This window comes from Pedobacter sp. Hv1 (assembly GCF_001412215.1).
Classification (GTDB): Bacteria; Bacteroidota; Bacteroidia; order Sphingobacteriales; family Sphingobacteriaceae; genus Pedobacter.
On record NZ_LLWP01000002.1, the window covers coordinates 434588 to 461477 of the forward strand.

Here is a 26890-nt window from a genome sequence, read left to right on the forward strand (position 1 = left end):
CCATTATTTTACTTTGTTTTTATTAAAAAAGAAACTCTTTTGGCTAACTTTACCAAAGATGAAGCACCTCCTATTTTTAAACAAATACTTTTATAAATATAAATGGTGGATTATTCCAGGGATTATTTTCGTAATTATTTCCAATATTTTTGGTGTGGTACCCGCTCAAGTTGTTGGCCATGCCTTTAATCTAATTACCGAAAACATCTTAATCTACCAGCTCTTTAATGGTTTTGATCGTCAACAGGTGATCTACGATATTTTCAGTTACAGCCTCTTCTTTTTTGGCGCATTGATTCTTGTACTGTACCTACTTAGGGGTTTGTTTTTATTCTTTATGCGACAAACGATTATTCTCATGTCGAGGCATATTGAGTACGATATGAAAAATGAAATCTATGCCCACTACCAGAGATTAAGCTTAGGTTTTTACCGCCGAAACAATACGGGAGATTTAATGAATCGCGCTACCGAAGACGTAAATAGGGTAAGGATGTATGTTGGTCCCGCCATTATGTACACCATTAATACGGCTATTTTATTCTTATTGATCATTTATTTTATGTTTTCGGTTAATGCCACGTTAGCCATTTATTGTTTATTGCCTTTGCCGATATTGGTCGTTACCATCTATTACGTAAATACCATCATCAATCAAAAAAGCGAAAAAATTCAGGAGCAATTATCAAGGTTATCGAGTTTTGTGCAAGAGCGATTTTCTGGCATTAGGGTTATCAAATCTTATGTAAGAGAAAAACAGACCCAAGGTGTTTTTGCCGAAGAAAGTATTGCTTATAAAAACAATGCGATGGGTTTGGTTAAGGTTCAAGCCCTGTTTTACCCTTCTATGTTGCTTTTGGTGGGTTTAAGCACCATATTAACGGTTTACATTGGTGGTAAACAGGTAATGGAGGGTGCCATTACCCCTGGTAACATTGCCGAATTTATTGTTTATGTTAACCAATTGACCTTTCCTGTTACCATGTTGGGTTGGGTAACTACATTGATTCAAAGAGCCGCAGCCTCGCAAAAAAGGATCAACGAATTTTTACAGTTGCAACCAGATATCAAATCTACAAATACCGAAGAACCTGTTCTAGATGGAAAGATTAGCTTTAAAAATGTAAGTTTTACTTATCCAGATACTGGAATAGCTGCCTTAAAAGACGTGAGCTTTGAAATTGAAAGAGGACAGTTTTTGGCCATTATAGGGCGCACTGGCTCTGGTAAATCTACCTTGGCCAATCTCATTATGCGCATGTACGATGCAGATAAGGGGCAGATTGAAATTGATGGCAAAGAACTCAGAAACCTAAACCTTAACAATTATAGAAATCAGATTGGATTTGTACCACAAGAGGTTTTCCTTTTTTCTGATACGATTAAGAACAACATTGCCTTTGGTTTAAGTGAAGTTCAACCCGGTCAGGTTGAAAAAGCTGCCAAAAATGCCGCAGTTTATCACAACATTATAGATTTTGACCTCAAGTTTGAAACAATGTTGGGCGAACGTGGCATTACGCTTTCTGGTGGACAAAAACAACGTGTTTCTATTGCGAGAGCCCTAATTAAAGAACCAAAGATTTTAATATTTGATGATTGCCTCTCTGCTGTCGACACCAAAACGGAGGAAGAGATATTGGGCAATTTGGGCGAGATTATGAATGGCAAAACCAGCATTCTGATTGCACACCGCATTTCTACCATCAAAAACGCAGATAAAATTATTGTTTTAGATGATGGCAAAGTGATTGAGCAAGGCACCCATCAAGAATTGTTAAATAATGGCGGTGCTTATGCAGAAATGTACGACAACCAATTACTAGAAGAAGAAAACAGATAATTAAGCCTACCTTAATCCATCATTTTAACCCAAAATATACGAATACATTTTAATTGAATGGAAAATGTTCGTATTTTCTATTTTGAACTTTAATAATTATTGCTTTATATTTACCCCAACCTTAAACTAATACTACACACAACAATGGGAGATTTTGACAACAAAGAGAGAGAAGAGGTTTTTTCTAAAAAAGTAAGGGCTGGTAAGCGTACTTATTTTTTTGATGTAAAAGCAACACGTTCAGGCGATTACTACCTTACCCTAACGGAAAGTAAAAAAAGATTAGAAGATGGTGTATTTGTAAAACATAAAATCTTTTTATACAAAGAAGATTTTGAGAAATTTACAGAAGGCTTAACTGAAACTGTAGAATACATTAAATCTCATCAAGAAGTAGTAGAAAAACGTTACGAGTATTCTGAAAATGCAGAATACAATCATAGCCCTAAAGCTGATAGCGACGATTTTTCTTTCTAAAGAATTGACAGCATACCAAGTCCCCTGAGCCACTTAGGGGACTTTTTTTTATGCCCTATTTTTAAAAAACCTACTTCCCTTTTGATATCTTAGTTAACCTTAATACCTTAACCATGAAAACATTTCGTTTAATTTTATTACTGATCACCATAAGTGCACATCTATTTGCACAAGAAGAAAAAGTAGATATTAAACTTACTAAAATGCTTACTGAGTTAACCAAAGGGTTTAATGGAGATGTAGGTATTTATGTAAAATCGTTAAAAACTGGTAAAGTGGCAAGTCTCAACGCTGATAGTATTTTTCCTACGGCCAGCATGGTTAAAGTGCCCATTACTTGTGGTATTTTTAATAAAATTGAGAAGGGCGAACTGGATTACCATGCCCAACTTACCTATAAGGATAGCTTGTTATATGCAGGTGAAGATATTTTAGGTTCTTTTAAAAGTGGAGAGAAAATCTGGCTCAGTAAAGTTTTAATGCTCATGATTACTACCAGCGACAATACCGCTAGTTTATGGAGCCAGAGTTTAGCGGGTACCGGAACTGCCATTAACGAATTGATGGAACAAAATGGATTAAAATATACCCGTGTAAATTCGCGAACGCCGGGCAGACAAGCCAACCAGAAACAATATGGCTGGGGGCAAACTACTCCACGAGAAATGGCCACACTGCTTACTTTAATCCGTGATGGAAAAATGATCAACCCCGCGGCTTCAGAACGCATTTACCGTAACCTGATTAGGATCTATTTTGACCACGAAGCCCTTTCCCAAATCCCACCCTATATACAGGCAGCCTCAAAATCTGGTGCTGTAAATGCAGCTAGGTCCGAAGTTGTTCTGGTGAATGCACCACATGGTGATTATGTATTCTGCATTGCCACCAATAACCAAAAAGATACTTCATGGCAAAGCAATAACGAAGGTTATGTCTTGATTCGTAAACTCAGTAAAATGTTATGGCAATATTTTGAGCCCCGATCTAATTGGCAACCGGCAGCTGGGATGGAAAAATACAATTAATGAGTTTAGTTTTTCACTGGTATCATCACCGTGGATAAGAGCGCAAACACATACAAGCTGATGAAAATAATGACAATTACCCCCCAGTACTTAAAAAGAGACCTAAGTTTGCTAAGGGCTTCATCCAAACTGGCTTGTTCACCATACAAAATACCAATTTTAGCCCTGGTAGAATATTTGAACAACAATATACTAGGATAGAATATGGCAAAGGCATAAACTAGGCAAATGGCTGTAAAACCAAAACTACCTAATGTACCTAACGAACCTGCCAGCTTAGCCATTTCTGGATTTGTACCGATAGCTGAGCCAACTGTAAAGGCTCCGATAATCATAAACACTGTAAATACAAAACCTACAATAGCCAAAAAATTAGCCCATTTAGCCATATCATAAAAATAACTTCTCATGGCTTCGGTAACCACAAGTGTAGGTTGTTGATCTTCTTGAATTGGTTCTTCTATATTTTCCATTAGACAAATTAATTATATCAGTTACTGATTGGCATAAATTACAGGTTAGCCATGTTTTTTCTTCTTGTTCATAATTGCCTTCTGACCAATGCCATAATTGGTTGTTTTGGCATTACTTTCTTTTCGTTTATGAAAGGCTGCATCTTGATAGGCTTCTTCTTCTGCCTGCTCTTTTGCCAGTTTACTTTTTTGCAATGCAGCTTTGGTTACTTGCTCTACCAATAAATCTTCAGGTAGCTCTGCCATTTCTATTTTTTGACCAATAGCTTGTTCAATCTTGCGTACTTGTGGCAATTCTAAGTCGGTAGTAAATGTAATGGCTACTACATCTTCATCACCTTGTTTAATGACACGATTTAAATACGTTTCTTTTTGTACAGGCAGCTCAAAGTGGAAAATAAATGGAATACCCTCAAGGTTCATATTGGTTAAACCTTCGTTGGCAACAATTAAAACCCTTGCCTCGTCTACCGCTTTAAAATCTTCAATATCATCAAATCCTGCCTCATCAAAAAACAAAGGTTTAAATACAAAAATATCATCTGCCTTTCCATCAAACAGATCTTTAGATAAAGTTTGTGCCGTTAATCTGGTATTTACAAAAACAACCACCTTATCAAAAACTTCTGCATCTTTTAACAACAGGTTGAGCAGGTTAAGCTTAGTTCTAAAATTGGGTACATGGTACAAAAGCTGCGTGTACGTTTCGGTCTGTCCTTCGCCCAAATCTTCTACTTCTATTAGCGTAGGTAATTTCATAAAAGGTTCGATCATTAACGACAATCGATCGTGCAGCACATCTGTAAAAATGAGGTGCTGGCATTTCTGGATACTGTTTGCCAGTTCGTTAATTGGCAATTGCATACCCAATTTCACCATTTCGGCGGCATCATCAACAATAAACATTTGAATTTTATTGGTGTTTAAACCCAGTTTCAAATAAACAGCTCTTGCCCTTGCTGGTACAGCTACAACAATATCAACACCATCGGTCAGCTCATTAATCTGAGCTTCCATTCCTCCGTCGGCATGTATGCCAACAATACGAATGGTATTGTTTCTATTGAGCAAGTTAAACTGTTCTATTACCTCTAAAACGCGTTCTTTGGTAGGCACAAGAATAAGTGCTCTCGGTGCTTCTTCAAAACCATATTTTAAGCGCATCAAAACTCCTAAAACATATGTTGTAGTTTTTCCACTTCCTTCTGGGCCTACTGCAATAATATCTTGTCCGCCTAAAATGCGTGACATTGTTCTAGCTTGAATTTCTTTCGGACTGAGGTAACCCGCCGCTGTCATGGCAGACACCAAAGGTTTGCTTAATTTTAATTGTTCTAAAGACACTTTTCTCTTTCTTAATGGATAATGTTGCAAATTTACGGAAAATATAAGGGACTAGGGTAAATCCATCACTAATAGTGGCTTAAATATTATTTTTTAATGGTAGTTGTAACGTTTGAGGCCTTGCTTACGTATTAGTATAAACCAAGTTGCATGAAAAACCTGATTTACCTCTCTTTATTGGCCAGCCTATTTTTTGCCTGCAAAAAAGACGACACCAAAGACTTAATTGGCAATTACAGTGGCTCTTTTAGAACCCTTGTTAATGGAAAATTAGTAATGAGCGATTTTGATGTTTCCTTACAATCTAAACAGTTTAAGGTAACCAAAGGCGATAAAAAAGGGAGCGGGTCCTATCAAAGAAGCAAAACAAGTGAATTATCTTTTACAGACCAAAATATGTGGACGGCAGATTTTAATTGGAATGTACTTTTAAACGGAACCTATACAACTGAAGTTAAGGGAGATAGTTTGATCTTAACCAAATACCCCCCTAGCGGTCCTTTAGCCTTACCCGAATATAATTATTACCAATATCGCTTGAAAAGAATTAACTAAAATATCATGGCCATCAAAACTACTAAAAGCTTACTCTTAGGTTTAATTGTACTTTTAACGATCTTATTGTTTATTCAGGCTTGCAAAAAAAATGAGCGTGACAATGAAAATTTAGATCTGATTGGCACCCATTTATTGAAAAAAGACCTGGTTAAAAAGGTGACAGCATATAACAAACAGGTAGAGCTGACTGCTACAAACTTCGAAATTGTAACATGCCCTCCAAATGTAAATTGTATATCTGGAGGTTACTCAAAAGTGAAAATCAAATTTAAAGATGCAACCAAAGAGCAGGAGCTACAACTTTGTATAGGTGCCTGTACCATTTCTTCAATACCTCCACAAGACATCATTACCATAAATGACGTTAGGTATAATATAAAACTAACGGATGTGATCAGCGCAGAAAAAGCAACAGGATCTCCAAAACTACAGATCACAGTAACTAGAGTTGGCCCTTAGTCTATCAAATTTTTGATACAAACGAAAAATTCATTTAAAGTATGTGTAAGTTTATCCCTACGGGAAAATTTATAACCTAATCAAATGAAAAAAATCGTCTTAAACCTCTTTTTAATTGCGCTTAGCGGCAGTGTTTTCGCTCAAGATGCAGTAAATTACCAAATGCCTCCAAAGGCAATTGCAGATCTTTTGTTAGCCAAACCTACACCGGGTGTAAGTATAGATAGCAAAGCAGAATGGATGTTATTTAGCGAAAGAAATTCTTACCCTTCGGTAGAAGAGTTGGCAATGCCAGAATACCGTATTGCTGGTATGCGTATCAATCCTAACAACTATTCGCCAAGTCGCCAAACTTTTATCAATAACTTTAGCTTAAAGAATATTAAAACGGGCAAGGTGTTACCGGTAACTGGTTTGCCAAGTCCTTTATATGCAGGTAGTGTAAGCCGCAGCCCTAGCGAAACCAAAATTGCTTTTACCCAAACTACACAAAACAGAGTTGACCTTTATGTAATTGATATTGCTACAGGTAAGGCAACCAAAATTAATAAACAACCTCTCAATGCAATTATGGGTGGTGGCGCAACTTGGGTAGACGACAATACCCTATTGTACCGTGTAGCTACCAAACCAGCTAGTGCAGCCCCTCCTCGCCCATTGGCACCAAAAGGACCAACTATTCAGCAAAGTTTAGGTAAAACTGCACCAAGTGCAACTTTACAGGATTTGATCAAATCGCCATATGATGAGCAATTATTCGAGTTTTTTGCAACTTCTCAATTGGTACAAAATAAAGGTGGTGTAGAAACACCAATTGGTAAACCAGCTATTTATAGTAGTGTAGCTTTATCTCCAGATAAAAACTACATGATGGTTCGTACCATTAAAAAACCATTTTCTTATCTAGTATCTGCAGGTGGTTTCCCTTCGGTTTTAAACATTACAGATAGAGCAGGTAAAGTAGTAAAAATGTTGGCAGACCTACCTTCAACAGAGGTTAGACCTTCTGGTTATGATAACGTACAAAATGTACCTAGAGGTTTCGACTGGCGTGATGATATGCCTGCTACTGTAGTTTGGGCAAAACCATTAGATAGTGGATTGATCAAAAAGAATGTTGAGTTTCATGATGAAGTTTTAGAATTAGCTGCTCCTTTTAGTGGACAGCCAAAAGAACTTTTCAAAACCAAAATGCGTTACGGTGGCACAAGTTGGGGTAATGCTACATTGGCTTTGGTAAGAGAAAACTCAAGAATTAACCAAACTTCTAAATTGAGCCGTTACAACCCTACATCTGGTTCATTGGAAACCTTATACGAGTTGAATACAACAGATGCTTACAACAATCCGGGAAATCCGTTAACAGAAAAAAACAAGTTTGGCAGAGAGGTGATCTTAACTACAGACAATGGCACCAAATTATTACTGAACAACACTACTGGAGCTTCTGCCAAAGGCGATTTGCCTTTCTTGGCTAAGTTTGACCTGAATACCAAAAAATCTGAGATTTTATGGCGCAGTAAAGAAGGTTCATTCGAAATGGTAACTGATGTTTTAGACCCACAAAAATTAGTGCTTTTAACCCGTAAAGAAAGCCAAAAAGATGTACCAAACTACTTTATCAAGAACTTGGTATTGCGTGTAGCTGATGTACAGATTACCAACTTTACCAATCCATTTACACAATTAGAAGGCGTTAAAAAAGAAAAAATCTCTTACAAACGTGCTGATGGAATTGATTTAACTGGCGATTTATATTTACCAAAAGGTTACAACAAAGAAAAAGACGGTCCATTACCTGTATTGATCTGGGCTTATCCACGTGAGTTTAACTCTGCTGCCGATGCGGCTCAGATTAGAGGCTCTCAAGATAAATTTACAACCATTAGTTCTGGTGGTCCATTATTTTTTGTAACGCAAGGTTATGCTGTTTTAGATAATGCTGAAATGCCTATCGTTGCTAAAGAAGGTAAAAAACCAAACGACACTTTTGTTGAACAATTGAAATTAAACGCAGAAGCCGCAATCAACAAATTAAGTGATATGGGTGTGGGCGATAGAAACCGTATGGCAGTTGGTGGCCATAGCTATGGTGCTTTTATGACCGCAAACTTATTGGCGCACACCAACTTGTTCAAAGCTGGTATTGCTCGTAGTGGTGCTTACAACAGAACCCTTACTCCTTTTGGTTTCCAGAACGAAGACCGTACTTATTGGCAAGCACCTCAATTGTATTACGAGATGAGTCCATTTAGCTATGCAGATAAAATTAAAACCCCAATTTTATTGATCCACGGAGAAATGGATGATAACCAAGGTACTTTCCCTATCAATAGCGAGCGTTTGTTCAATGCGATAAAAGGTAACGGTGGTACTAGTCGTTTTGTTTTCCTTCCTTACGAGGCCCATGGTTACAGAGCAAAAGAAAACATTTTGCACATGCTTTGGGAAATGAATACTTGGTTAAATACTTATGTAAAAAATGCTAAACCAACAGTAGCAAAATAAAAAAATATTTAGCTTATAAATTGATAGCAGTTCAGCACTTGAACTGCTATCTTTGTTTAAACCCTATTCAAACTAATGTTCCATTTCAATAAAAAGCTGGCTCTAATCTTAATGGTGATGATTGCTATGGCTCACATCAGCTATGCTCAAAAAACACCAAAGTTTAAGGTAATTGCTTTTTATACGGGTAAGAACGATCAGGCCCATGTAAGTTATGTACACGAAGCCAATCAATGGTTTCCTAAAATGGCCAAACAGCATGGCTTTAGTTACGATTCTACTTCCAATTGGAGCAATCTAAATGCTGCATATTTAGCAAAATATCAAGTGGTACTGTTTTTAGATACCAGACCAGAACAGCCCGAGCAAAGGGTTGCCTTTGAAACTTATATGAAAAATGGTGGGGCTTGGATGGGTTTCCATTTTGTAGCTTTTGCTTTGGAAAATTCTGCTTATCCACAAAATTGGGATTGGTACCATCATCAGTTTTTAGGCGCTGGGCAATATGGCAGCAATACTTGGCGACCTACTTCTGCCATTTTAAGAGTCAATCAAAAGCATCCTGCTACAAAAAACTTGCCTGGCACTTTTAAATCACAACCAAACGAATGGTATAGATGGGAAAAAGATCTCAGAAAAAATCCAGATATTGATATTTTATTGTCCATAGATTCTACCAGTTTCCCGCTGGGTACTGGACCAAAGGCTCACGAGATTTGGCACAGTGGCTATTATCCTGTGGTTTGGAGCAATAAAAAATACAAAATGATTTATGTAAATATGGGCCATAACGATATGGACTATGAGCATAAATATGGAAAGACAACTACCTCTCTGTCTCAGACTTTTGAGAATGAGCAACAGAATAAAATGATTATCGATGGGCTGTTATGGTTGGGAAACAATAAAAAGAACATTAAAAAATAACTTAGAATGGAAAATTTTGATTGGACTTCTTTTACGATTAAGATTGCGGTAAAAGCCAATATTGAAGATTTATATCAAGCTTGGGCCACCACGGGCGCTATAGAAAAATGGTTTTTGAGCGAAGCTGATTACCAGGATACCACTGGAAATAAGATTGACAACAACCAATTAGCTTCGTTAAACGACACCTATTTCTGGCGTTGGTTTTTATATGCTGAAACAGAATCTGGCAAAATAACCGAAGCCAATGGCAAAAACACTTTTGCTTTTACCTTTGCAGGCAATTGCGTGGTAACTGTTAAGCTCAGCGAAGAACATGAACATACTGTGGTTACACTGACCCAAAGTAACATCCCTACAGACGATGATAGCAAAAGAAATATCCGTTTAGGTTGCCACAATGGTTGGTCATTTTATTTGATCAATCTTAAATCAGTATACGAAGGTGGCTTAGACCTCAGAAATAAAGATAACCGTTTTAAACCCATGCTTAATAACTAATATAACTCATGAAAAAAATCATCGAGGTAATCAAAGCCTCTAGAAACAAATTACTCAGTTTAGTAGCAGAACTTACAACAGAAGAATTAAACTATATCCCAACTGGCTTTAGTAATAACCTAGCCTGGCAAATTGGGCATTTGGTAGTTAGCCAACAAATTTTATGCTACCGCTTATCGGGCAATCCATTTATCATAGAAGAAGGGTTGATTGACTTGTACAAAAATGGTTCTAAACCTGAAAGGGCTTTTACAGAGGCAGAGATAGATCAAATGAAAGGTTATCTATTAAGTACCATAGATCAACTGGAAATTGATTTGAGCAAAGGTATATTCGACAATTACACACCCTATACCATCTCTACTTACCCCGGTTTAAAATTAGAAAACGTACAAGATGCCATTACCTTTATCGTATCGCATGATGGTTTACATTATGGCTGTAGTTTAGGTTTAAAGAAACTGGTGAAACTGAATGCTTAAAAGAAGGCTAGAAACGATTACCTTTGCGGGCTAAAACCCATTCTTTTGAGATATTTCTTTCATATTGGTTACAACGGACATACCTACAGTGGCTGGCAGCGACAGCCCAAGGTAAACAGTGTGCAAGAAGTAATCGAAGTAAAGCTCAGTCAGATTTTTAAAACCCCCATTGCCATTAACGGCTGTGGAAGGACTGACTCTGGCGTACATGCTAGCCAGTTCTTCTTTCATGTTGATATTGAACAGCCATGGGATTTTGATCTTTTGTTTAGGCTCAATAAAGTATTGCCACATAACATTGCTGTTTTTGACATCATCCCTATGGATGGAAAACAGCATGCCCGCTTTGATGCGGTACAGCGGAAATACGATTATTACCTGCATACTTACAAAAATCCTTTTCTAAACCAATTGAGCTCTTATTATGCACTCGGCGAATTGAATTTGGGAGAAATGAAAAAAGCCGTTGCCTTATTGCCAAAATATAAAGATTACCGTGCTTTTTGTACCTCGCCAGATAAAAATGAACACACCATTTGCAATGTAATGGATGCTCGTTTGTATACCTCTGCCAATGGCGATCATTACCGTTTCCATATTGTATCTAACCGTTTTTTAGGGAAGATGATTAGGATCATTACCGGAAATCTTTTAAAAATTGGAACTGGCAACATGAGCGTTGATGAATTTGAAAATCTGCTCATTACCAAAGCCACCCCCGGCATGTTAGAAATTGCCCACCCTACTGGCCTGTACCTTTCTAAGGTAACCTACCCTTATTTAAATTTACCTTTGAGAACGGAGTTTTCTGGCCTTCAACAAAAAGATTGGATAGAGATCTAATTAGGTGAATAGTTAATAGGAAATAGAGAATAGGTTAATTGTTCAATTGTTTAACTGGTTAACTGTTGGTCTATTATTAGGAAATGGAGAATAGGAAATAGAAAATAGGTTAATCGTTCAATTGTTTAACTGGTTAATTGATGAATAGCTAGTGACTTAGTATAGGGAATAGGTTAATTGATGAATTGTTTAACTGGTTAATTGCTCATCAGAGTGTCGAGTATCTTTTAAACTTTAATCATATCAGTTAAAAAGCTGAGCTGATAATTGCAAAGTTTCTGCGTTCCACACTTTCAATTTTTTACTTCAAACTTTAGATATTCCACACTTTCAACCTTTAACCTTTAACTTTGAACTTTCAGGCTACTTAAACCTAATCGCTTTTAACGGGCTAATCCTACTCACCAACATAGAGGGAATAATGAGTACCACAAAGCAGACCACAATGGTGGCAATATTTAACAACAGCACATCAAAGAAATGGATTTCTATAGGTACGTATGACAGGTAATAATTGGTCTGATCTAATTTAAAAACCTGCGTATATTGTTGTAGATAGCCTAAACCTAGGCCAAGTATGTTTCCTAAAACCAAACCAATACCTACCAAATAAATGGCGTTATAAAGGAAAATTTTCATTACACTCAGGTTCGATATGCCTAGTGCCTTTAACATGCCAATCATGGTGGTCCGTTCCAATATCATAATCATTAGGGCTGTAATCATATTAATTACCCCAACTATCATCATTAAAACTAACAATACCCTTGTATTTACATCTAATAAAGAAAGCCAAGTAAAAATTTCAGGGGTGCTTTCCATTACAGACCTAGAGCGCAATTTGAGTTCTAAATTGGCATAAATATGATCTGCAATTGGCTTAAGATTCGGAAAATCATTGATTCTAATTTCTATCCCTCCAACCTGATTGGGCTGCCAATTGTTTAAACTTCTAATCAGGTCAATACTTCCCAGCACAAAACTTTTATCTATGTTTTCTATACCTACACTATAAATACCAACAATATGCAGCTTTCTTCGCTTTGGTGGGTTTTTGATAAAATGCATTAAAAAACTATCTCCAACCTTAAGTTGTAAACGTTTAGCCGTAAAATCAGATATTAAGATCTCTTGAGCTGCTTTGGTGCTATCTGCAAAATTGATAATTCGCCCAGCAAGCAAATGTTTTTTAATGAAATCCCAATCGTAGGTTTTGTCTATCCCTTTAAAATTGATGCCTTCTACTTCGTTATTTGCAGAAATAATGGCTGGTATGGAGGCAAATGGATAGTAAGACTTGATATTGGGGTTACTCTTAAAACCGTTAATGGTGGTATCGTTAGGTACAAATGGTGCTTTTTCAAAAGATCCATTCAAATCATACCGATACACTTGTACATCGCCAATAAAGCCTCGAACCTTATCTTGTATTTCTGTTTTGAAACCTTTAATGATGGCTATAGAAAGGATCATCACAGCTAGGCTCAACATTACACCCGCAATGGCAATCCGCACAATGAGCTTAGAAAATGTTCGCTCAGATTTGATGGCTATCCGCCCCGCTATGAAATATTCTATATTCAAATTTTGCAATAAATTGTAACTTAGCAAAAATGCTAATTCGATTTCGATTTAACACATAATACTTTTAAAAAACCTAACCATGAACAAATCCCTAGTTGTGATTAAGACCTTACTTATTTTTTTTGCCCTGAATGCTTGTGGGCAAGGAACTAAGACCAAAGCTAAAGCCAAAATTAATGCCCGCGTAGCCAAATTGATGACTGGTGCCGAGCAAACAGAAAAGTACCTGCCTTTATTGAAAGGAAAAAGAATTGGCATGGTGGTTAATCCAACTTCAATTATTGGTAACCAAACTGTTGTAGATAGTTTGTTAAAACGAGGGGTAAACATTGTTAAGATTTTTGGACCAGAGCATGGTTTTAGAGGCGATGCAAGTGCTGGTGTACATGTAGATGATGCGGTAGATGCTAAAACAGGCATCAAGGCTATTTCTTTATATGGTAAGCACAGTACACCAACCAAAGAAGACCTAGCCGATGTTGATATTATGATATTTGATATCCAGGATGTTGGTGTTCGTTTTTATACTTATATCAACACTTTGCAACGTGTAATGGAAGCTTGTGCAGAAAACAACAAAGAAGTAATGATCTTGGATAGACCAAATCCGAATGGTTTTTATATAGATGGACCAATTTTAGACCCTCGATTTAAATCAGGTATTGGTGTACAACCTATTCCAATTGTACATGGTTTAACGGTTGGCGAGTATGCCCAAATGTTAAATGGACAGGGCTGGTTAAAAGATAAGTTAAAGTGTAAGATCACTGTGATCAAAAATGCCAACTATACGCATGACATGCCTTACGTTTTACCGGTAAAGCCATCGCCAAACCTAAATACGGCACAATCAATTCTATTGTATCCAACTACCTGTCTGTTTGAAGGCACTTATTTAAATCACGGTCGTGGTACTCAATTTGCATTTACCTTAGTGGGTGCCCCGTATTTAAAAGGCAAATTTGATTTCTCTTACGTACCCAAAAGCATTAAGGGCATGTCTGAAACACCTTTGTTCCAAGACCAAGTTTGTTATGGTTTAGACTTAAGAAATTACGATACTTCAAACTTTAGGAAGACAAAAACGTTAAACTTAAGCTGGTTACTCGAATTGTACAAAGCTTCTCCTAAAAAAGAAGATTTCTTTAACTCTAAGTTGAGCAAAGAAATGGGTAGCATTGAAAAGTTAGTCGGCGTAGATACATTTAGACAGCAGGTAATTGACGGAAAATCTGAAAAAGAGATTCGTGCCAGCTGGGAACCAGGATTGAGCCAGTACAAACAAATGCGTAAAAAGTATTTGCTCTATCCATAATATGGATACGTATGAACAAGGAAGAAAATAAAAAAAGCGAAAAACCCGCCAGTAATTATTTAGAACCTCAGCCAAAAGGGAAAGTTGACAAAGGAGATAAAGCTGTTAAAAAAGCTGAAGATAAACGCTATAAAAAAGATCCTGCTATTATCAAAGACCCAAACCCTGCAAAGCGCAGGGAAGAAAGTGAGCAACCTGTTCATCCGATAAAAAAGGAGCCTACTGATTAATGAATGATGCACATATCAAAAATTTAATGGCTGATCAAACAAAAATCGTTATTGCCGGAATTGGTGGTGTTGGAGGCTATTTCGGCGGATTGTTAGCAAAGACATACCAAAATAGCAAGGAAGTAGCCATTCACTTCATTGCCAGAGGTGCACATTTAAAGCACATCCAAGAGCATGGCCTAAAAGTTATTAAGGGCGAAGATTTCTTTATTGCAAAACCACATCTCGCTACCAATGATCCAAATGAAGTTGGCATAGCCAATTACATTATTGTTTGTACCAAAAACTATGACCTAGAAGAAATTCTAGATCAATTGAAACCCTGCATTGATCGGCAAACAGTAATCATCCCTTTATTAAACGGTGTAGAAGCCGTTGAAAAGATCAAAACTCACCTGCCCAATAATTTAGTTGCTTATGGTTGTGCCTACATCGTTTCTGTTTTGCAAGAACCTGGTATAATTGCCAATATGGGTAATCGGCAAGAAATCCATTTCGGATTAGATCATGCCGATGATGAACGTTTGGTACAACTTGAAAAACTATTAACAGCGGCGAACATACAAGCTACCTACGCTCAAAATATTTTACCAGTGGTGTGGGAAAAATTCATCTTTCTTTCTTGTATTGCCACAGCAACTTCTTACTTCGATAAAAGTGTTGGGCAATTGCTAGCAGAAGATCGCAATACCTTAACAACTTTACTTGATGAGGTTACTGCATTGGCCTTAAAGAAAGAAATTAAAGTCGATCCTGAAATCAAGGCCAAAGCCATGGCACATTATGAAACCTTACCCTACGATGCTACATCTTCCATGCATCGCGATTTCAGTCACCAAAAGTCCAAAACAGAACTTAGTTCATTAACAGGTTATGTGGTAAAAGAGTCTGATGCATTAGGTTTAGCTATTCCATTATTTAGGCAAGCCTATCAACAGCTACTCAAAAAGTAAGTTACTTTTTCGACTTCATTCGTTTTAAAAAAGACAGTAAAACCTTTTCGTCATTTTGCAAAGCGGTAAAACTATTTACATTTGCCGTAGCTACTTTCTTTAAATAATTGTGCAATTCATCATTTTCGTAACTTTCTAATAGTGCCGGAAACACATAAGCACTTTTACAAACTGCCCTGGTATTGCCCAATTTATTGGCTACACAGTCTAAAACTTTTACAATAACCTTTTTTTTAGGTTCATCAAGATTTTGGTGGGCACAATAGGCCAACTGCCTCAGTGCTTCTAAAGTACCGCCCCATGTCCTAAAATCCTTTGCTGTAAAATCGCAAGCTGTTATTTCTCTAATGTAGTTGTTAATCATACCAGAGTCAACCGCTTTATGCTCCCTGCCCTTGGTATAAAATTGAAACAGTTCTTGACCAGGAATATCTTTACATTTTTTAACCAATCTGGTTAAATTTCTATCATTCAATTTAACCTCTTGTTTTACACCTTTTTTACCTACAAAACTTAAAATAGATTGGCCTTCCAATTGTTTAAAATGTTGATCTTTTAATGTACTTAAGCCATAGCTGCCATAAGTTGTTTTGTAAGTTTCATTGCCAATTCTGATTAACGTTTGTTGCATTACCTGCATACAAATGGCCAATACCTTTCTTTCGTCGAGTGCTTTCCTTTTTAAATCTTTTGCAATCTGTTTTCTGGCAGCTGGCAATGCTTTTCCAAATTCTAACAACCTAAAATATTTATGGTCAGCTCTTCTTGCAGTCCACTCTTCGTGGTAACGGTATTGCTTTCTACCTGCCGCATCAATACCTATGGCCTGCAGGTAACCATTTTTCTTAGGCGAAATCCAAACATCTTGCCATACTGGCGGCAATACCAACTTCTTGATCCGCTCTAAATCTGTATTGCTTTTTATTCGCTCGCTTTTGCTATCCACATAATAGAAATTGCCTGGCTTTCCTTTTCTATAAATTCCTGGCATAGCCGGATGAACATATACTAAACTACTCGAATTGATCACTTCTGCAACTGGAACCATCTCTATTTAAGGAAAAATATCAGTGAAATTTTTAGTTATTTTGTTCTTTAAAACAACATCACATGAAAATAGTTTTTATGGGTACGCCCGATTTTGCTGTAGCTTCTTTAAGCGCCTTAAAACAAGCAGGTTTAGATATTGTTGGCGTAGTAACTGCCGCAGATAAGCCTGCCGGACGTGGTCAGAAACTGAACGAAAGCGCCGTAAAAAAATATGCTGTTGAGCAGGGTATAAAGGTTTTACAACCCCTTAAATTAAAAGATACTGCATTTATTGACGAACTGAGATCGTTAAAAGCTGATCTTTTTGTTGTAGTTGCTTTTAGAATGTTGCCAGAAATAGTATGGAACATGCCACCAAAAGGTACCATTAATCTTCATGGTTCTTTATTGCCCCAATACCGTGGTGCTGCTCCCATCAATCATGTCATTATCAACGGAGAAAAAGAAAGTGGCGTAACTACATTTTTCTTAAAACAGGAAATTGATACTGGCGACATCATCTTTTCTGATGCCATAGAAATTACCGATGATGAAACTGCTGGTACCCTACACGACAAATTAATGGTTGTTGGTGCAAATCTACTGGTAAAAACAGTGAAGGCCATTGAAGCCGATGACTATAATGAAGTACCACAGCCCCAGAGCGATGAATTAAAAACTGCACCGAAAATATTTAAGGATTTCTGCAAAGTTGATTGGAACCAACCTAGCCAAGTGATCTACAACCTTATTCGTGGTTTAAGCCCATACCCTACTGCATTTTGCACTTTAAATGATAAAAGTTTAAAAATATTCAAAGCAGAGCTTGAAGATAGAGAACCTGGAATTTCTACAGGTGCTTTTTTAACCGATGGTAAAACTTATTTAAAATTTGCCGCGAAAGATGGTTTCATCAAGCTGATAGATGTACAATTTGAAGGGAAGAAAAGAATGTTGATTGATGAATTTCTGAGAGGAATGCGTTTATAAGTTACTACAAACAGGCAGGCCATTACAGCACTGCCTGTTATTTCATTAAATGACCTATCTACGATTATAGGCTTCAACAGCTCTTTCTATTTTTCTTGAGCCAGAGCTTTGAATTAAATAACCACCAAGCCCTAAACCAGCACCAAGCCCCATTAACACAAAACTCCCAGTATCGTTCGTCGTTTCATAGTTGGGCATGTGTCCATATGGGGTAAAGCCATTTTGCTTAAGTCCACTACCCGAAAGAAGCGTTATTGCACTGGCAATAATTGAAGCTCCAGCCGCTACATACATAATGGTGCCTGTTGTTCTACTTTTCCGATAACTCTTTAACAGATCCAAACTCTCCTGATTGTCGGCCATATCTTTACTTAGGTTTTTGTAACTTACCTTTTTAAGGTCAGATAAGCCTTTGTTATAAAACATCCGCGTATCAACAGCTTGCCTTCTTCTGTCACTAAACCTGTAATAATCTATCTCATAAGGAATAGGGTTGTAAGTTACTTCTTGATAAAGATTGATCTTTCCATCTATAATTCTTTCGGCAAAAGATACTTCTCCCAAAAAGTTCAATTTTCGTGTATTGGCATAGAAACCATCTTCATTATTAAAGAACTTAACCTTTTGAGTAGATACTCTTCGAGAATCGGCTCTCAGTGTCCAAGACCCCATCACATCGGGCCGCAGCCTAACCTTTTGTGCATAGATGGTAGAGTCTGAATAGAGGTACAGAAAGTTTCTGGATTCGTTCTCTTGCGAACGAGCGTTAAGGGCATAGCAAGCCATAACGATGAGGAATAATTTTTTCATATCGATTTACATTTGTGTGTACGCAATAACACACAAATTTCATTCCTAAAGTCTTTTGTAAGTAATAAAATACAATTGGGAGGGTAAGGAGTTGAAAGTTATAAGTAGAAAGTTCAAAGCAGAAAGTAGAAAGCCCAAGGCTTAAAGCGGAAAGCTTAATGCTAAAAGCCTAAGGCACCTAGTATGCAACCTATAGCTTATAGCCCATAACTCGTAACTCACAACCCATAACCTTCAACCCTCGCAACCCACAACCCCTACAAGGCGTTCAGTTTGGCATTTAAAGTTTTAGCTACTTCATTGAAATAACGTTTTCTACCGTAACCCATTACCCATCTAATTCCGCTACTGGCATTGGTTACAAAAACCTCTTCGGCTTCATTTAAGATTTCTGGATTGATTTGTGCCTCTATTAAAGGAATATGATGTGTTTTAGCCAATTTCAAAACTACATTTCTCATTACTCCAGCTACACAGCCCTCTGAAAGTGCTGGTGTATAAATCTGTTTCTGATAAACAACAAAAACATTCGAACTGGTACTTTCGCACAAAAACCCATTTTGATTTAAGATCAAAGCCTCATCCAAGCGGTGTTGTTTTTGGTACAACCCTGCCATGATATACAATAAGGCATTGCTGGTTTTATAATTTGATAGTTTATTAATCGGTTTAGTGATTTCGTCGTAAACATCAATGATCAATCCTTTTTGATTCAATTCGTATTCAGCATGTTCCAATTGCATAGCCTCCAACAAATAACCAACCTTATTACTTTGTGGAGTATATAATCCTTCTCCATCACGATAAATAGTTAATCGGAAACGGACATTCCCATTCAACCTGTTCTTCTTAAAAAGTTCGGCTGTTTTTTGTCTTAAAAAATATTCATCGAGCAATGCATAACCCTCCATTTTCAAGGCTTTCATTCCCGCACGCAGCCGATCGGCATGTTGCTCGGCAAATTGCAATTTCCCATTACACATCCGCATCGATTCAAACAAACCATCGCCAAATTTAAAACTACGGTTGCTTGCCTTAATTACTGCTTCATCTGCAGCAAAAAATTCATCATTTAATAAAATATATTGCGGCATAAATTATTGCGGTTGTGATGAATAATTTCTCCATTTCGTTAAAACAGCATCAAAATCTGTAGGTAATGGCGCTTGAAACTCCATATATTCTTTAGTTGTTGGATGAATAAAACCTAAAGTTTGTGCATGTAATGCCTGACGTGGCATTAATTCAAAACAATTACTTACAAATTGTTTGTACTTGGTAAATGTTGTGCCCTTTAAAATCTTATCTCCACCATAATTGGCATCGCTAAAAAGCGGATGACCAATATGTTGCATATGCGCCCTAATCTGATGGGTTCTACCTGTTTCTAATTGACAACTGATTAAGGTTACATAGCCCAAACGCTCCAATACCGTATAATTGGTTGCAGACCACTTGCCTTTCTCTTCATCATCATAAACATCCATTACAATACGGTTCTTTAAACTTCTACCAATGTAACCTTCTACCCTACCATCTTTTTCTATATCGCCCCAAGCCAATGCAACGTATTTTCTGGTAATGCTATGGTCAAAAAACTGTTTGGCCAGCTTGGTCATCGTAATTTCGTTTTTACTGATCAGCAAAAGACCAGAAGTATCCTTGTCAATTCGATGTACCAAGCCAGGTCTACCATCATTACCTGGTAAAGTTGGCAATTGTTCAAAATGGTAAGCCAAGGCGTTAACTAATGTACCAGTGTAGTTATTAAAACCAGGATGCACAACCATACCAGCAGGCTTATTCACCACTAACAGATCGGCATCTTCATAGACAATGCTCAATGGAATATTTTCTGGATAAACTTCAGTATCACGAGGTGGATGCGCAAAAACAATAGAAATCTCATCAAAAGGTTTTACCTTATAACTCGCTTTTATAGTCGCTTTGTTTACCAAAACATTCCCTGCGTCAATTGCATTCTGGATTCGGTTTCGTGAAGCATTTACTATACGGTGCATTAAAAACTTGTCGATTCTTAATAGCGACTGTCCTTTATCTACGACAATATTAAAATGTTCAAATAAATCCTGCTCTTCTTCCTGCTCTATAATATTGTTTTCCATGCTGCAAAAATAGGATTAACAAATTGATAATTTAAAAAAAAAGAAATTGGCCCCTTTTTTGCAATGTGGTGGTTCTAATCTATCTACCCATGAAAAACCTTACTCAAAACATTAAAATTTTATTCAATTTTTTTCCTTATCTGATCAGAAAGATATACTTTCGTCATTGATAACCAAACAGATATAAGAAAATGAAAATAAAATCAGCTATACTCAGGTCTTCATTGATTCTGAGTTTTTTTGTATTACCCCTTTCCTTATTTGCTCAAAATGATATAGGAGATTTGTTCAAATCTGGCCCTGAGGATGCCACAAAGCTAGTTTCTGCTTATGTTAATCCACTTTTTAAAGGTTTGGGTGTTGGTTTAAATTCTGGGTGGACCAATACTGCGAAAACAAAAGGTCCTTTAAGATTCGATTTAAGAATTACAGCTACCGCAGCATTTGTGCCTACTTCCGATCGTTCTTATGATGTAAACCAGCTTGGCTTAAAAGACATTAGACCTGTAAACAAATTTGAAAGCACGGGTCCTACTGCTTTTGGTAAAGATCAAGAAGGTGCAGAAATGGAATTTTATAGCAATGGTATCTCTAGTGGAAGCTTTAGATTACCAAAAGGTTCTGGTCTTAATTTTGTTCCATCTCCACAAGTACAATTAACCGTTGGTATTTTAAACAATGTAGATGTTGCATTTAGGTATGTTCCAAAAATTAAGTTAGGTGATGATGCTGGTAGTTTAAACCTTTTTGGGGTGGGCGCAAAAGTAGAGTTAATTCCCCTGTTTATGGGTAAAAAGCCGACAATTAACCCCATAGATCTTGCTGTGGCTTTCGGTTACACCAAGGTAAAATATAATATTCCATTAGATATTAACAATCAATCTACTTCTAACCAACATGTCGATATCGAATTGAATGGTTTTAGTGCTGAGGCAATCGTATCTAAAAAGATTTTGTTCTTTACTCCTTTTGCTAGCATTGGTTACAACTCTTCAACCTCTAGCTTAAAGGCTTTGGGCAGTTATGAGTTTGATGTTCCAGTTACCCCTACCACACCAACTGGAAAGAAAACTTATGTAGACCCGGTAAGCATTAAACAAACTGATGTAGGGGGAATGAAAGCCGCTTTAGGTTTTCAGCTTCAATTTGCATTTTTTAAATTATATGGCTCTTACACTGTTTCAAAATACAGCTACGCAAATGCTGGAATAGGATTTGGGTTCGGTAAATAATATTTTAAAACTTCATTTAAAAAGCTTCTCTTTGGGGAAGCTTTTTTTATAGATGCAAATTTTTAGTCCCATCCATCAGGTTCACTTCACTCCATTAAATGAAGTTTTTGTAAAAAGAGACGACCTGATAGACCCTTATATTTCGGGCAATAAATGGCGTAAGCTCAAGTACATTTTAGCAGATGTAAAAGCAAAAGGCAAAACACATTTGGTTACCTTTGGTGGTGCCTATTCTAACCATTTGGTAGCTACCGCTGCTGCAGCTGCAAGAAACAATTTAACAGCTACAGCATTTGTACGTGGTGAAAATGTAACCAATGAAATGTTATTGATCTGCCGCTTATTTGGCATGAATTTGATTTTTACAGATCGCGAGCAATACAAAAATAAACAAGCACTCTTCGATACCCATTTTGGTTCAGCCCAAGAAGCCTATTTTATTGATGAAGGTGGGGCAAGTGCAGCTGCTGTACTGGGTTGTGCAGAAGTGATAGAAGAACTGCCCACACATTTCGATCATATCTTTTGTGCCGCCGGAACTGGCACTACTGCTGCAGGCTTATTGAAAGGCATCAATGCTCAAAGTTTGGCTACCCAACTTCATGTTGTGCCAGTTTTAAAAGGGGGGAGTTTCATCAAAGACGAAATTCTTACCTACGAAAACAATACAACCAAGTTAACACTCCACACCGATTATCATTTTGGAGGTTATGCCAAAACAACACCAGAACTGCTTCAGTTTATTAAAAAATTCACCGCCGAAACGGGAATGCTAATTGATCCTGTTTATACTGCAAAAATGTTTTATGCCCTTACAGATTTAACTCAAAAAGGCCATTTCAAAAAAGACGTAAAAATTTTAGCCATCCACACTGGTGGATTGCTGGGGATTTTGGGAATGCAAGATCAATTGAATGCAGTTTTAAGATAACTTTACCTTAGTAGCTCTCATTTTATGATTTTCTGTCACCACCTCAAACGCTACCTCATCTAAAATTTCTACTTCGTGAGGGCAATCTGCCTTTAAAAAACCGTATTCTATATTCGTACTACTATCCTTAATGTTTCCTATTCCTTTAATAGAATTGAAACTAATTACTACTCCATATCTCATCATCCTGTTTTTTAAATGTAGGGTAAGGTAGGCATTATTTATTGGGGATTTTTTAAAATAAAATGAGCCCAAAAGAAGAAATCTGACAGTTTTTAATGTTTTTATTTTTCCACAATTCTTAAAAACTACACATCTTTTTAACAAAAAGTAACTTTAAATCGTTTAAACCTAGTTTTTACCTAAAAAGCTCAAATAGTGCTTAAATTTGATAATTAGGCACATTTTACTACTTTTGAAAATACCAAAATATAAAATTTATGTACAAACTTAGTGTAGCACCAGATCAGGTAAACCAAACTTTACAGCAACATATTTTAGCAGATGGTTTCGACCTTACCTATGATATGGAAAAAAGTAATGGTGCTTATATTTATGACTCAAAATATAACCGCCAACTGTTAGACTTCTTTACTTGTTTTGCATCAGTACCATTGGGTTATAACCACCCAAAAATGATCAATGATGAAGCTTTTAAACACAACTTGCTTTTAGCAGCTTTAGCTAACCCATCAAACTCTGATGTATATACACAACAATATGCAGAGTTTGTAGCTACTTTCTCTAAAGTTGGTATTCCTTCGTACCTACCACACGCTTTCTTTATTGCAGGTGGAGCTTTAGCAGTAGAAAATGCCCTTAAAGTGGCTATGGACTGGAAAGTACAAAAGAATTTCGCAAAAGGATATAAAGAAGAAAAAGGCTTCAAGGTATTGCATTTCGAAAAAGCATTCCATGGTCGTTCGGGCTATACCTTAAGTTTAACCAATACCTTACCAGATAAAACCAAGTGGTTTGCCAAATTCGACTGGCCTAGAGTAACTGTACCACAGGTTAAATTCCCATTAATTGATGCCAATTTAGCAACAGCTGAAGAAACAGAAATTGCCTCTATTGCACAAATTAAAAAAGCCTTTGCAGAAAATAAAGATGAAATCTGTGCCATATTGGTAGAGCCCATCCAATCTGAAGGTGGAGACAACCACTTACGCGAAGAATTTTTAATTAAACTTCGTCAATTGGCCGATGAAAATGAAGCCTTTTTGATCTTTGATGAAGTGCAAACAGGTGTAGGTTTAACAGGGAAATTCTGGTGCCACCAACACTTTAGCGAGCAGGCACAACCAGATATTGTTGCTTTTGGTAAAAAAATGCAAGTTTGTGGTATCTTGGTGGGTAAAAAAGTAGAAGAAGTTGAAGGCAATGTATTTAAGGTGCCTTCGCGTATCAATTCGACTTGGGGTGGTAATTTAGTAGATATGGTACGTTCTACACAGATCTTAAACATCCTGCACGAAGATCAACTTTGTCAAAATGCAACAGAAGTTGGCGAATACCTTAAACAAAATTTAGCACAATTGGCTCAAAAACATAGCAAAATGAGCAATGTACGTGGTCGTGGCTTATTGTGTGCTTTCGATTTTCCAACCAAGGAAATGCGCAATGATTTTATCCAAAAAGGAATGGAGCACAATGTGATGTTTTTAGGCTGTGGTAATCAGACCATTCGTTTCCGTCCGGCTTTATGTATCGAGAAAAAACATATAGACCAAGGTATGGAAGCTATGGAAAAGATTTTGCCAACGATATAATTATACAAATGTTGGTCGGGATTTGAAATCCCGACCAACTGTTACAATAAATAGAATGTCAGTCTGAGCTTGTCGAAGACCAATGTAAAAAATGCTTCGACAAGCTCAGACTGACAACCCTTTAAGGTCTAGGTCTCTAACCTCGACCTCAAATTTTATCTACATCAACTATTCTTTATGCAGCATAAAACCACCAAAATTATATTTGCCCTACTTGTACTTGTGTTGGTTGGCTGGATTCTAAAAGATACTTTTACGCAATCGGGCATTGAAGATCTAAAAGGCGGTTTTACACAAAAAGCCACCTATAGAAATGACAATAACACTGGCCCTATCCAAAGAGTTTATGCGGTAACTGTTAAAGATACCACCGGAGCCGAATTAGTAAAATATGGCAATTTAATGCCACATACCAAGTATGGCAATACCAAGGTCTATTTCTTTTTAGAAGGTAAAAATACCCCTACAAAATTATTCGCTGGGGCAGAAAATTTCGATCAGCAATACAATGCTTCGTGTTTTGCGATGTATGAAAAAGGGGCAATGGGCAATTTTGGATTAATCAGAAATCCTTTCAAATAGCTAAACAAAAGCAGAAAACCCAGTTATTGCCCTGCCCACAATCAGCGTATTAATTTCTTTGGTTCCTTCGTAAGAGTAAATGGCTTCGGCATCTGCTACAAACCTAGCTACATCATATTCAAGCAAAATCCCATTACCACCCATTACTTCTCTGGCCCTACTTACTACATCGCGTGTTCGCATAGAACAGAATACCTTAGCCAACGAGGCATGTTCGTCGGTTAACAAGCCCTGATCTTGCAATTGAGACAAGCGAAAGCACAAAGTTTGCATGGCTGTTAAGTTCGATAACATTTCAACCAAATGATTCTGGATCAATTGAAAAGATGCAATCGGCCTACCAAATTGCTTACGGGTCTGTGTATATTTCAATGCAGCTTCGTACGCTCCTCTTGCGCAACCAACAGCTTGCCAGGCTACTCCTGCCCTGGTCATCTGTAAAACCTTTGCCGTATCTTTAAATGAATTGGCATTTTGTAAACGGTCTGCTTCTTCTACTTCACAATTTGTTAAAGTGATCAATCCATTCTGTACAATTCTTAAGGCCATTTTATCGTGCATTTTTTCTACTGCAAAACCTTTGGTCCCCTTCCGTACCAAAAAGCCTTTTACTTGGTTATCGTCCAAGTCTCTTGCCCAAATAATGGTTACATCTGCAAATGGTGCATTTCCGATCCATTTCTTCTGACCATTTAACACCCATCGGTCACCTTTCCTTTTAGCAGTTGTACCGAGCCCTCCAGCTGCCCCAGAGCCAACTTCTGGTTCGGTTAAGCCAAATGCGCCAATGGTTTTAAATTGTTGCATAGTAGGCAGCCATTGTTGTTTCTGGGCCTCAGAGCCCAGCAAATAAATAGAACCCATAGCCAAACCACTCTGCACACCAAAAAATGTAGAAATGGATGTATCAATTCTAGCCATTTCCATGGCTAAAATCCCTTCCATTAAATTAGATTTACCTGCGCAACCATAACCCTGGTAGGTCAATCCGCAAATATTCAATTCGGCAATTTTCGGGATTAATTCAAAAGGAAATTCAGCTTTCAACCAGTATTGATTAACAATTGGTTTCAATTCTTTTTCTAAAAACGCCCTAACTTTTAACTGTAAGGCTCTGTCTTCATCTTTTAAGGCCTCATCACCCAGATGGTAAAAGTCTCCTTCTATAGCGGGTAAAGGTTTGCTTTTACCTTTTGACGACATCAATTTCATTAAACCTTGCCATTGCTGTTCATCTAAATGTGTTGCGTCATTCAATAGCTTTGGCAAGTCTACTTTTTTTGAAAGTTCGTTTAGTTTGCCGATGTCTACATTTTTAAAAAGTTGATAGGCATTTTTTAGGGAAGAGAATATATTGGCCATACTACATGTTTAATATTCTAACATTTCTGGATGGGTTTTGTTCGTCGTGTTAAGAAATAATAATCAACATATGTATCATGAAAAAAAATCCTTGTTGAAACCAACAAGGATTTTTTTAATATATACCTAATCCATCTTAGGACTATTCAATAATTATTACTAAATCACATTTTTTTGCAAAAATTAATAGAATTACAATCTCTTTTCAAATTAATCTAACCTCTTCCTCTTATTGCCGTAATATTGTAATTAATAAGCTTTACTATCCCTGTGCTACTTGTAATTTTAAGCGAAATAGTAAAAACTTTAGGTGGATTACTTATATCATAATTTATTAAAATTGAAATGTGTCCTGTACCTTGCCCTGATTCTATTGAGGCAAAATTTGATGGAATAATCCATTGGAATGTATCCCCACCGGATGTATTATCCGCAAAATAATCGTACTCTACACCTAAAGAAGCTTTAACTGGTCCAGTTATTTTAGGTGGGTAACTACAAGTTCCATTCGCATTTGCATAAGCTTGCCCA

The 26890-nt window shown here is 37.0% G+C and carries 28 protein-coding genes; 18 read left to right on the top strand and 10 right to left on the bottom strand.

Annotation, left to right across the window (positions count from 1 at the left end; all coding sequences use genetic code 11):
• Positions 1-58 precede the first annotated feature (58 nt).
• The 3 genes from AQF98_RS06165 (at position 59) to AQF98_RS06175 (ending at position 3348) form a co-directional block, all read left to right on the top strand.
• Positions 59-1843, top strand: a complete 1785-nt coding sequence (locus AQF98_RS06165) for an ABC transporter ATP-binding protein (RefSeq protein ID WP_055131043.1) — start codon at positions 59-61, stop codon at positions 1841-1843.
• 144 nt (positions 1844-1987) lie between these two features.
• Complete coding sequence (locus AQF98_RS06170; RefSeq protein ID WP_055131044.1) at positions 1988-2320, top strand: DUF3276 family protein; 333 nt, start codon at positions 1988-1990, stop codon at positions 2318-2320.
• Between the two features lie 113 nt (positions 2321-2433).
• Positions 2434-3348 carry a serine hydrolase gene (locus AQF98_RS06175; RefSeq protein WP_055131045.1) on the top strand — a complete coding sequence of 305 codons (915 nt, stop codon included), beginning with the start codon at positions 2434-2436 and terminating at the stop codon, positions 3346-3348.
• 5 nt (positions 3349-3353) lie between these two features.
• Here the strand turns inward: AQF98_RS06175 and AQF98_RS06180 are convergent, their stop codons facing one another.
• A complete protein-coding gene (locus AQF98_RS06180) occupies positions 3354-3821 on the bottom strand; it encodes a hypothetical protein (protein WP_055131046.1) in 468 nt (155 codons plus the stop codon).
• A 45-nt stretch (positions 3822-3866) separates the two neighbouring features.
• The gene (locus AQF98_RS06185; protein WP_055131047.1) at positions 3867-5165 is read right to left on the bottom strand and encodes a DEAD/DEAH box helicase; all 1299 of its coding nucleotides are present in this window, start codon (positions 5163-5165) and stop codon (positions 3867-3869) included.
• Positions 5166-5315: 150 nt separating this feature from the next.
• On the opposite strand from AQF98_RS06185, the gene AQF98_RS06190 reads away from it, so the two are divergent.
• The 7 genes from AQF98_RS06190 to truA all read left to right on the top strand — a co-directional run bounded on the left by AQF98_RS06190 (position 5316) and on the right by truA (position 11443).
• Positions 5316-5720 (top strand): hypothetical protein, encoded by a 405-nt coding sequence (locus tag AQF98_RS06190; protein WP_055131048.1) that lies wholly within the window; start codon positions 5316-5318, stop codon positions 5718-5720.
• 6 nt (positions 5721-5726) lie between these two features.
• Positions 5727-6182: a hypothetical protein gene (locus AQF98_RS06195; RefSeq protein ID WP_055131049.1), complete on the top strand. Its 456-nt coding sequence runs from the start codon at positions 5727-5729 to the stop codon at positions 6180-6182.
• Positions 6183-6266: 84 nt separating this feature from the next.
• Positions 6267-8690: a prolyl oligopeptidase family serine peptidase gene (locus AQF98_RS06200; RefSeq protein ID WP_055131050.1), complete on the top strand. Its 2424-nt coding sequence runs from the start codon at positions 6267-6269 to the stop codon at positions 8688-8690.
• A gap of 75 nt (positions 8691-8765) precedes the next feature.
• Positions 8766-9617, top strand: a complete 852-nt coding sequence (locus tag AQF98_RS06205) for a ThuA domain-containing protein (protein ID WP_082434923.1) — start codon at positions 8766-8768, stop codon at positions 9615-9617.
• 6 nt (positions 9618-9623) lie between these two features.
• Positions 9624-10118 carry an SRPBCC domain-containing protein gene (locus AQF98_RS06210; protein ID WP_055131051.1) on the top strand — a complete coding sequence of 165 codons (495 nt, stop codon included), beginning with the start codon at positions 9624-9626 and terminating at the stop codon, positions 10116-10118.
• An 8-nt stretch (positions 10119-10126) separates the two neighbouring features.
• A complete protein-coding gene (locus AQF98_RS06215; protein ID WP_055131052.1) occupies positions 10127-10600 on the top strand; it encodes a DinB family protein in 474 nt (157 codons plus the stop codon).
• Between the two features lie 45 nt (positions 10601-10645).
• Positions 10646-11443, top strand: coding sequence for a tRNA pseudouridine(38-40) synthase TruA (gene truA, locus AQF98_RS06220; protein WP_055131053.1), 798 nt, complete (start codon positions 10646-10648; stop codon positions 11441-11443).
• A 363-nt stretch (positions 11444-11806) separates the two neighbouring features.
• Here the strand turns inward: truA and AQF98_RS06225 are convergent, their stop codons facing one another.
• Positions 11807-13036 (bottom strand): ABC transporter permease, encoded by a 1230-nt coding sequence (locus tag AQF98_RS06225; protein WP_369816914.1) that lies wholly within the window; start codon positions 13034-13036, stop codon positions 11807-11809.
• A 70-nt stretch (positions 13037-13106) separates the two neighbouring features.
• On the opposite strand from AQF98_RS06225, the gene AQF98_RS06230 reads away from it, so the two are divergent.
• Genes AQF98_RS06230 through AQF98_RS06240 form a run of 3 tightly spaced genes read left to right on the top strand, consistent with a single transcriptional unit; the run spans position 13107 to position 15525 of the window.
• Positions 13107-14342, top strand: coding sequence for an exo-beta-N-acetylmuramidase NamZ domain-containing protein (locus AQF98_RS06230; RefSeq protein WP_055131054.1), 1236 nt, complete (start codon positions 13107-13109; stop codon positions 14340-14342).
• Positions 14343-14353: 11 nt separating this feature from the next.
• The gene (locus tag AQF98_RS06235) at positions 14354-14572 is read left to right on the top strand and encodes a hypothetical protein (protein WP_055131055.1); all 219 of its coding nucleotides are present in this window, start codon (positions 14354-14356) and stop codon (positions 14570-14572) included.
• Between the two features lie 26 nt (positions 14573-14598).
• Positions 14599-15525: a ketopantoate reductase family protein gene (locus AQF98_RS06240; protein ID WP_161805851.1), complete on the top strand. Its 927-nt coding sequence runs from the start codon at positions 14599-14601 to the stop codon at positions 15523-15525.
• 1 nt (position 15526) lies between these two features.
• Here AQF98_RS06240 and AQF98_RS06245 read toward each other — a convergent pair whose 3' ends face one another.
• The gene (locus tag AQF98_RS06245) at positions 15527-16573 is read right to left on the bottom strand and encodes a DNA topoisomerase IB (RefSeq protein WP_055131057.1); all 1047 of its coding nucleotides are present in this window, start codon (positions 16571-16573) and stop codon (positions 15527-15529) included.
• 62 nt (positions 16574-16635) lie between these two features.
• Here AQF98_RS06245 and fmt point away from each other — a divergent pair, with 62 nt between their 5' ends.
• On the top strand, positions 16636-17544 hold the full coding sequence (fmt, locus tag AQF98_RS06250; protein ID WP_055131058.1) for a methionyl-tRNA formyltransferase: 909 nt from the start codon (positions 16636-16638) through the stop codon (positions 17542-17544).
• Positions 17545-17598: 54 nt separating this feature from the next.
• On the opposite strand, the gene AQF98_RS06255 is transcribed toward fmt, so the two are convergent.
• The 3 genes from AQF98_RS06255 to AQF98_RS06265 all read right to left on the bottom strand — a co-directional run bounded on the left by AQF98_RS06255 (position 17599) and on the right by AQF98_RS06265 (position 20480).
• Complete coding sequence (locus AQF98_RS06255; protein ID WP_055131059.1) at positions 17599-18354, bottom strand: hypothetical protein; 756 nt, start codon at positions 18352-18354, stop codon at positions 17599-17601.
• A 257-nt stretch (positions 18355-18611) separates the two neighbouring features.
• Positions 18612-19448, bottom strand: a complete 837-nt coding sequence (locus AQF98_RS06260) for an aminotransferase class IV (RefSeq protein ID WP_055131060.1) — start codon at positions 19446-19448, stop codon at positions 18612-18614.
• Positions 19449-19451: 3 nt separating this feature from the next.
• Entirely contained in the window at positions 19452-20480 is a 1029-nt protein-coding gene (locus AQF98_RS06265) for an RluA family pseudouridine synthase (RefSeq protein ID WP_055131061.1), read from the bottom strand.
• Positions 20481-20671: 191 nt separating this feature from the next.
• On the opposite strand from AQF98_RS06265, the gene AQF98_RS06270 reads away from it, so the two are divergent.
• Positions 20672-21712, top strand: a complete 1041-nt coding sequence (locus AQF98_RS06270) for a DUF6588 family protein (RefSeq protein ID WP_055131062.1) — start codon at positions 20672-20674, stop codon at positions 21710-21712.
• 52 nt (positions 21713-21764) lie between these two features.
• Complete coding sequence (locus AQF98_RS06275; protein ID WP_055131063.1) at positions 21765-22643, top strand: 1-aminocyclopropane-1-carboxylate deaminase/D-cysteine desulfhydrase; 879 nt, start codon at positions 21765-21767, stop codon at positions 22641-22643.
• Here the strand turns inward: AQF98_RS06275 and AQF98_RS06280 are convergent.
• Positions 22635-22970, bottom strand: a complete 336-nt coding sequence (locus AQF98_RS06280) for a hypothetical protein (protein WP_055131064.1) — start codon at positions 22968-22970, stop codon at positions 22635-22637. The genes AQF98_RS06275 and AQF98_RS06280 overlap by 9 nt on opposite strands.
• A gap of 113 nt (positions 22971-23083) precedes the next feature.
• Between AQF98_RS06280 and lat the strand changes: the two genes are divergently transcribed.
• Together lat and AQF98_RS06290 are read left to right on the top strand one after the other, a co-directional pair.
• Entirely contained in the window at positions 23084-24415 is a 1332-nt protein-coding gene (gene lat / locus AQF98_RS06285) for an L-lysine 6-transaminase (protein ID WP_055131065.1), read from the top strand.
• A gap of 177 nt (positions 24416-24592) precedes the next feature.
• Positions 24593-24997: a hypothetical protein gene (locus tag AQF98_RS06290; protein ID WP_055131066.1), complete on the top strand. Its 405-nt coding sequence runs from the start codon at positions 24593-24595 to the stop codon at positions 24995-24997.
• On the opposite strand, the gene AQF98_RS06295 is transcribed toward AQF98_RS06290, so the two are convergent.
• Both AQF98_RS06295 and AQF98_RS22130 read right to left on the bottom strand, forming a co-directional pair.
• Complete coding sequence (locus AQF98_RS06295) at positions 24998-26359, bottom strand: acyl-CoA dehydrogenase family protein (protein ID WP_055131067.1); 1362 nt, start codon at positions 26357-26359, stop codon at positions 24998-25000.
• 215 nt (positions 26360-26574) lie between these two features.
• Positions 26575-26890, bottom strand: a 316-nt coding sequence (locus AQF98_RS22130; protein WP_055131068.1) for a hypothetical protein, incomplete at its 5' end; no start/stop codon positions are given.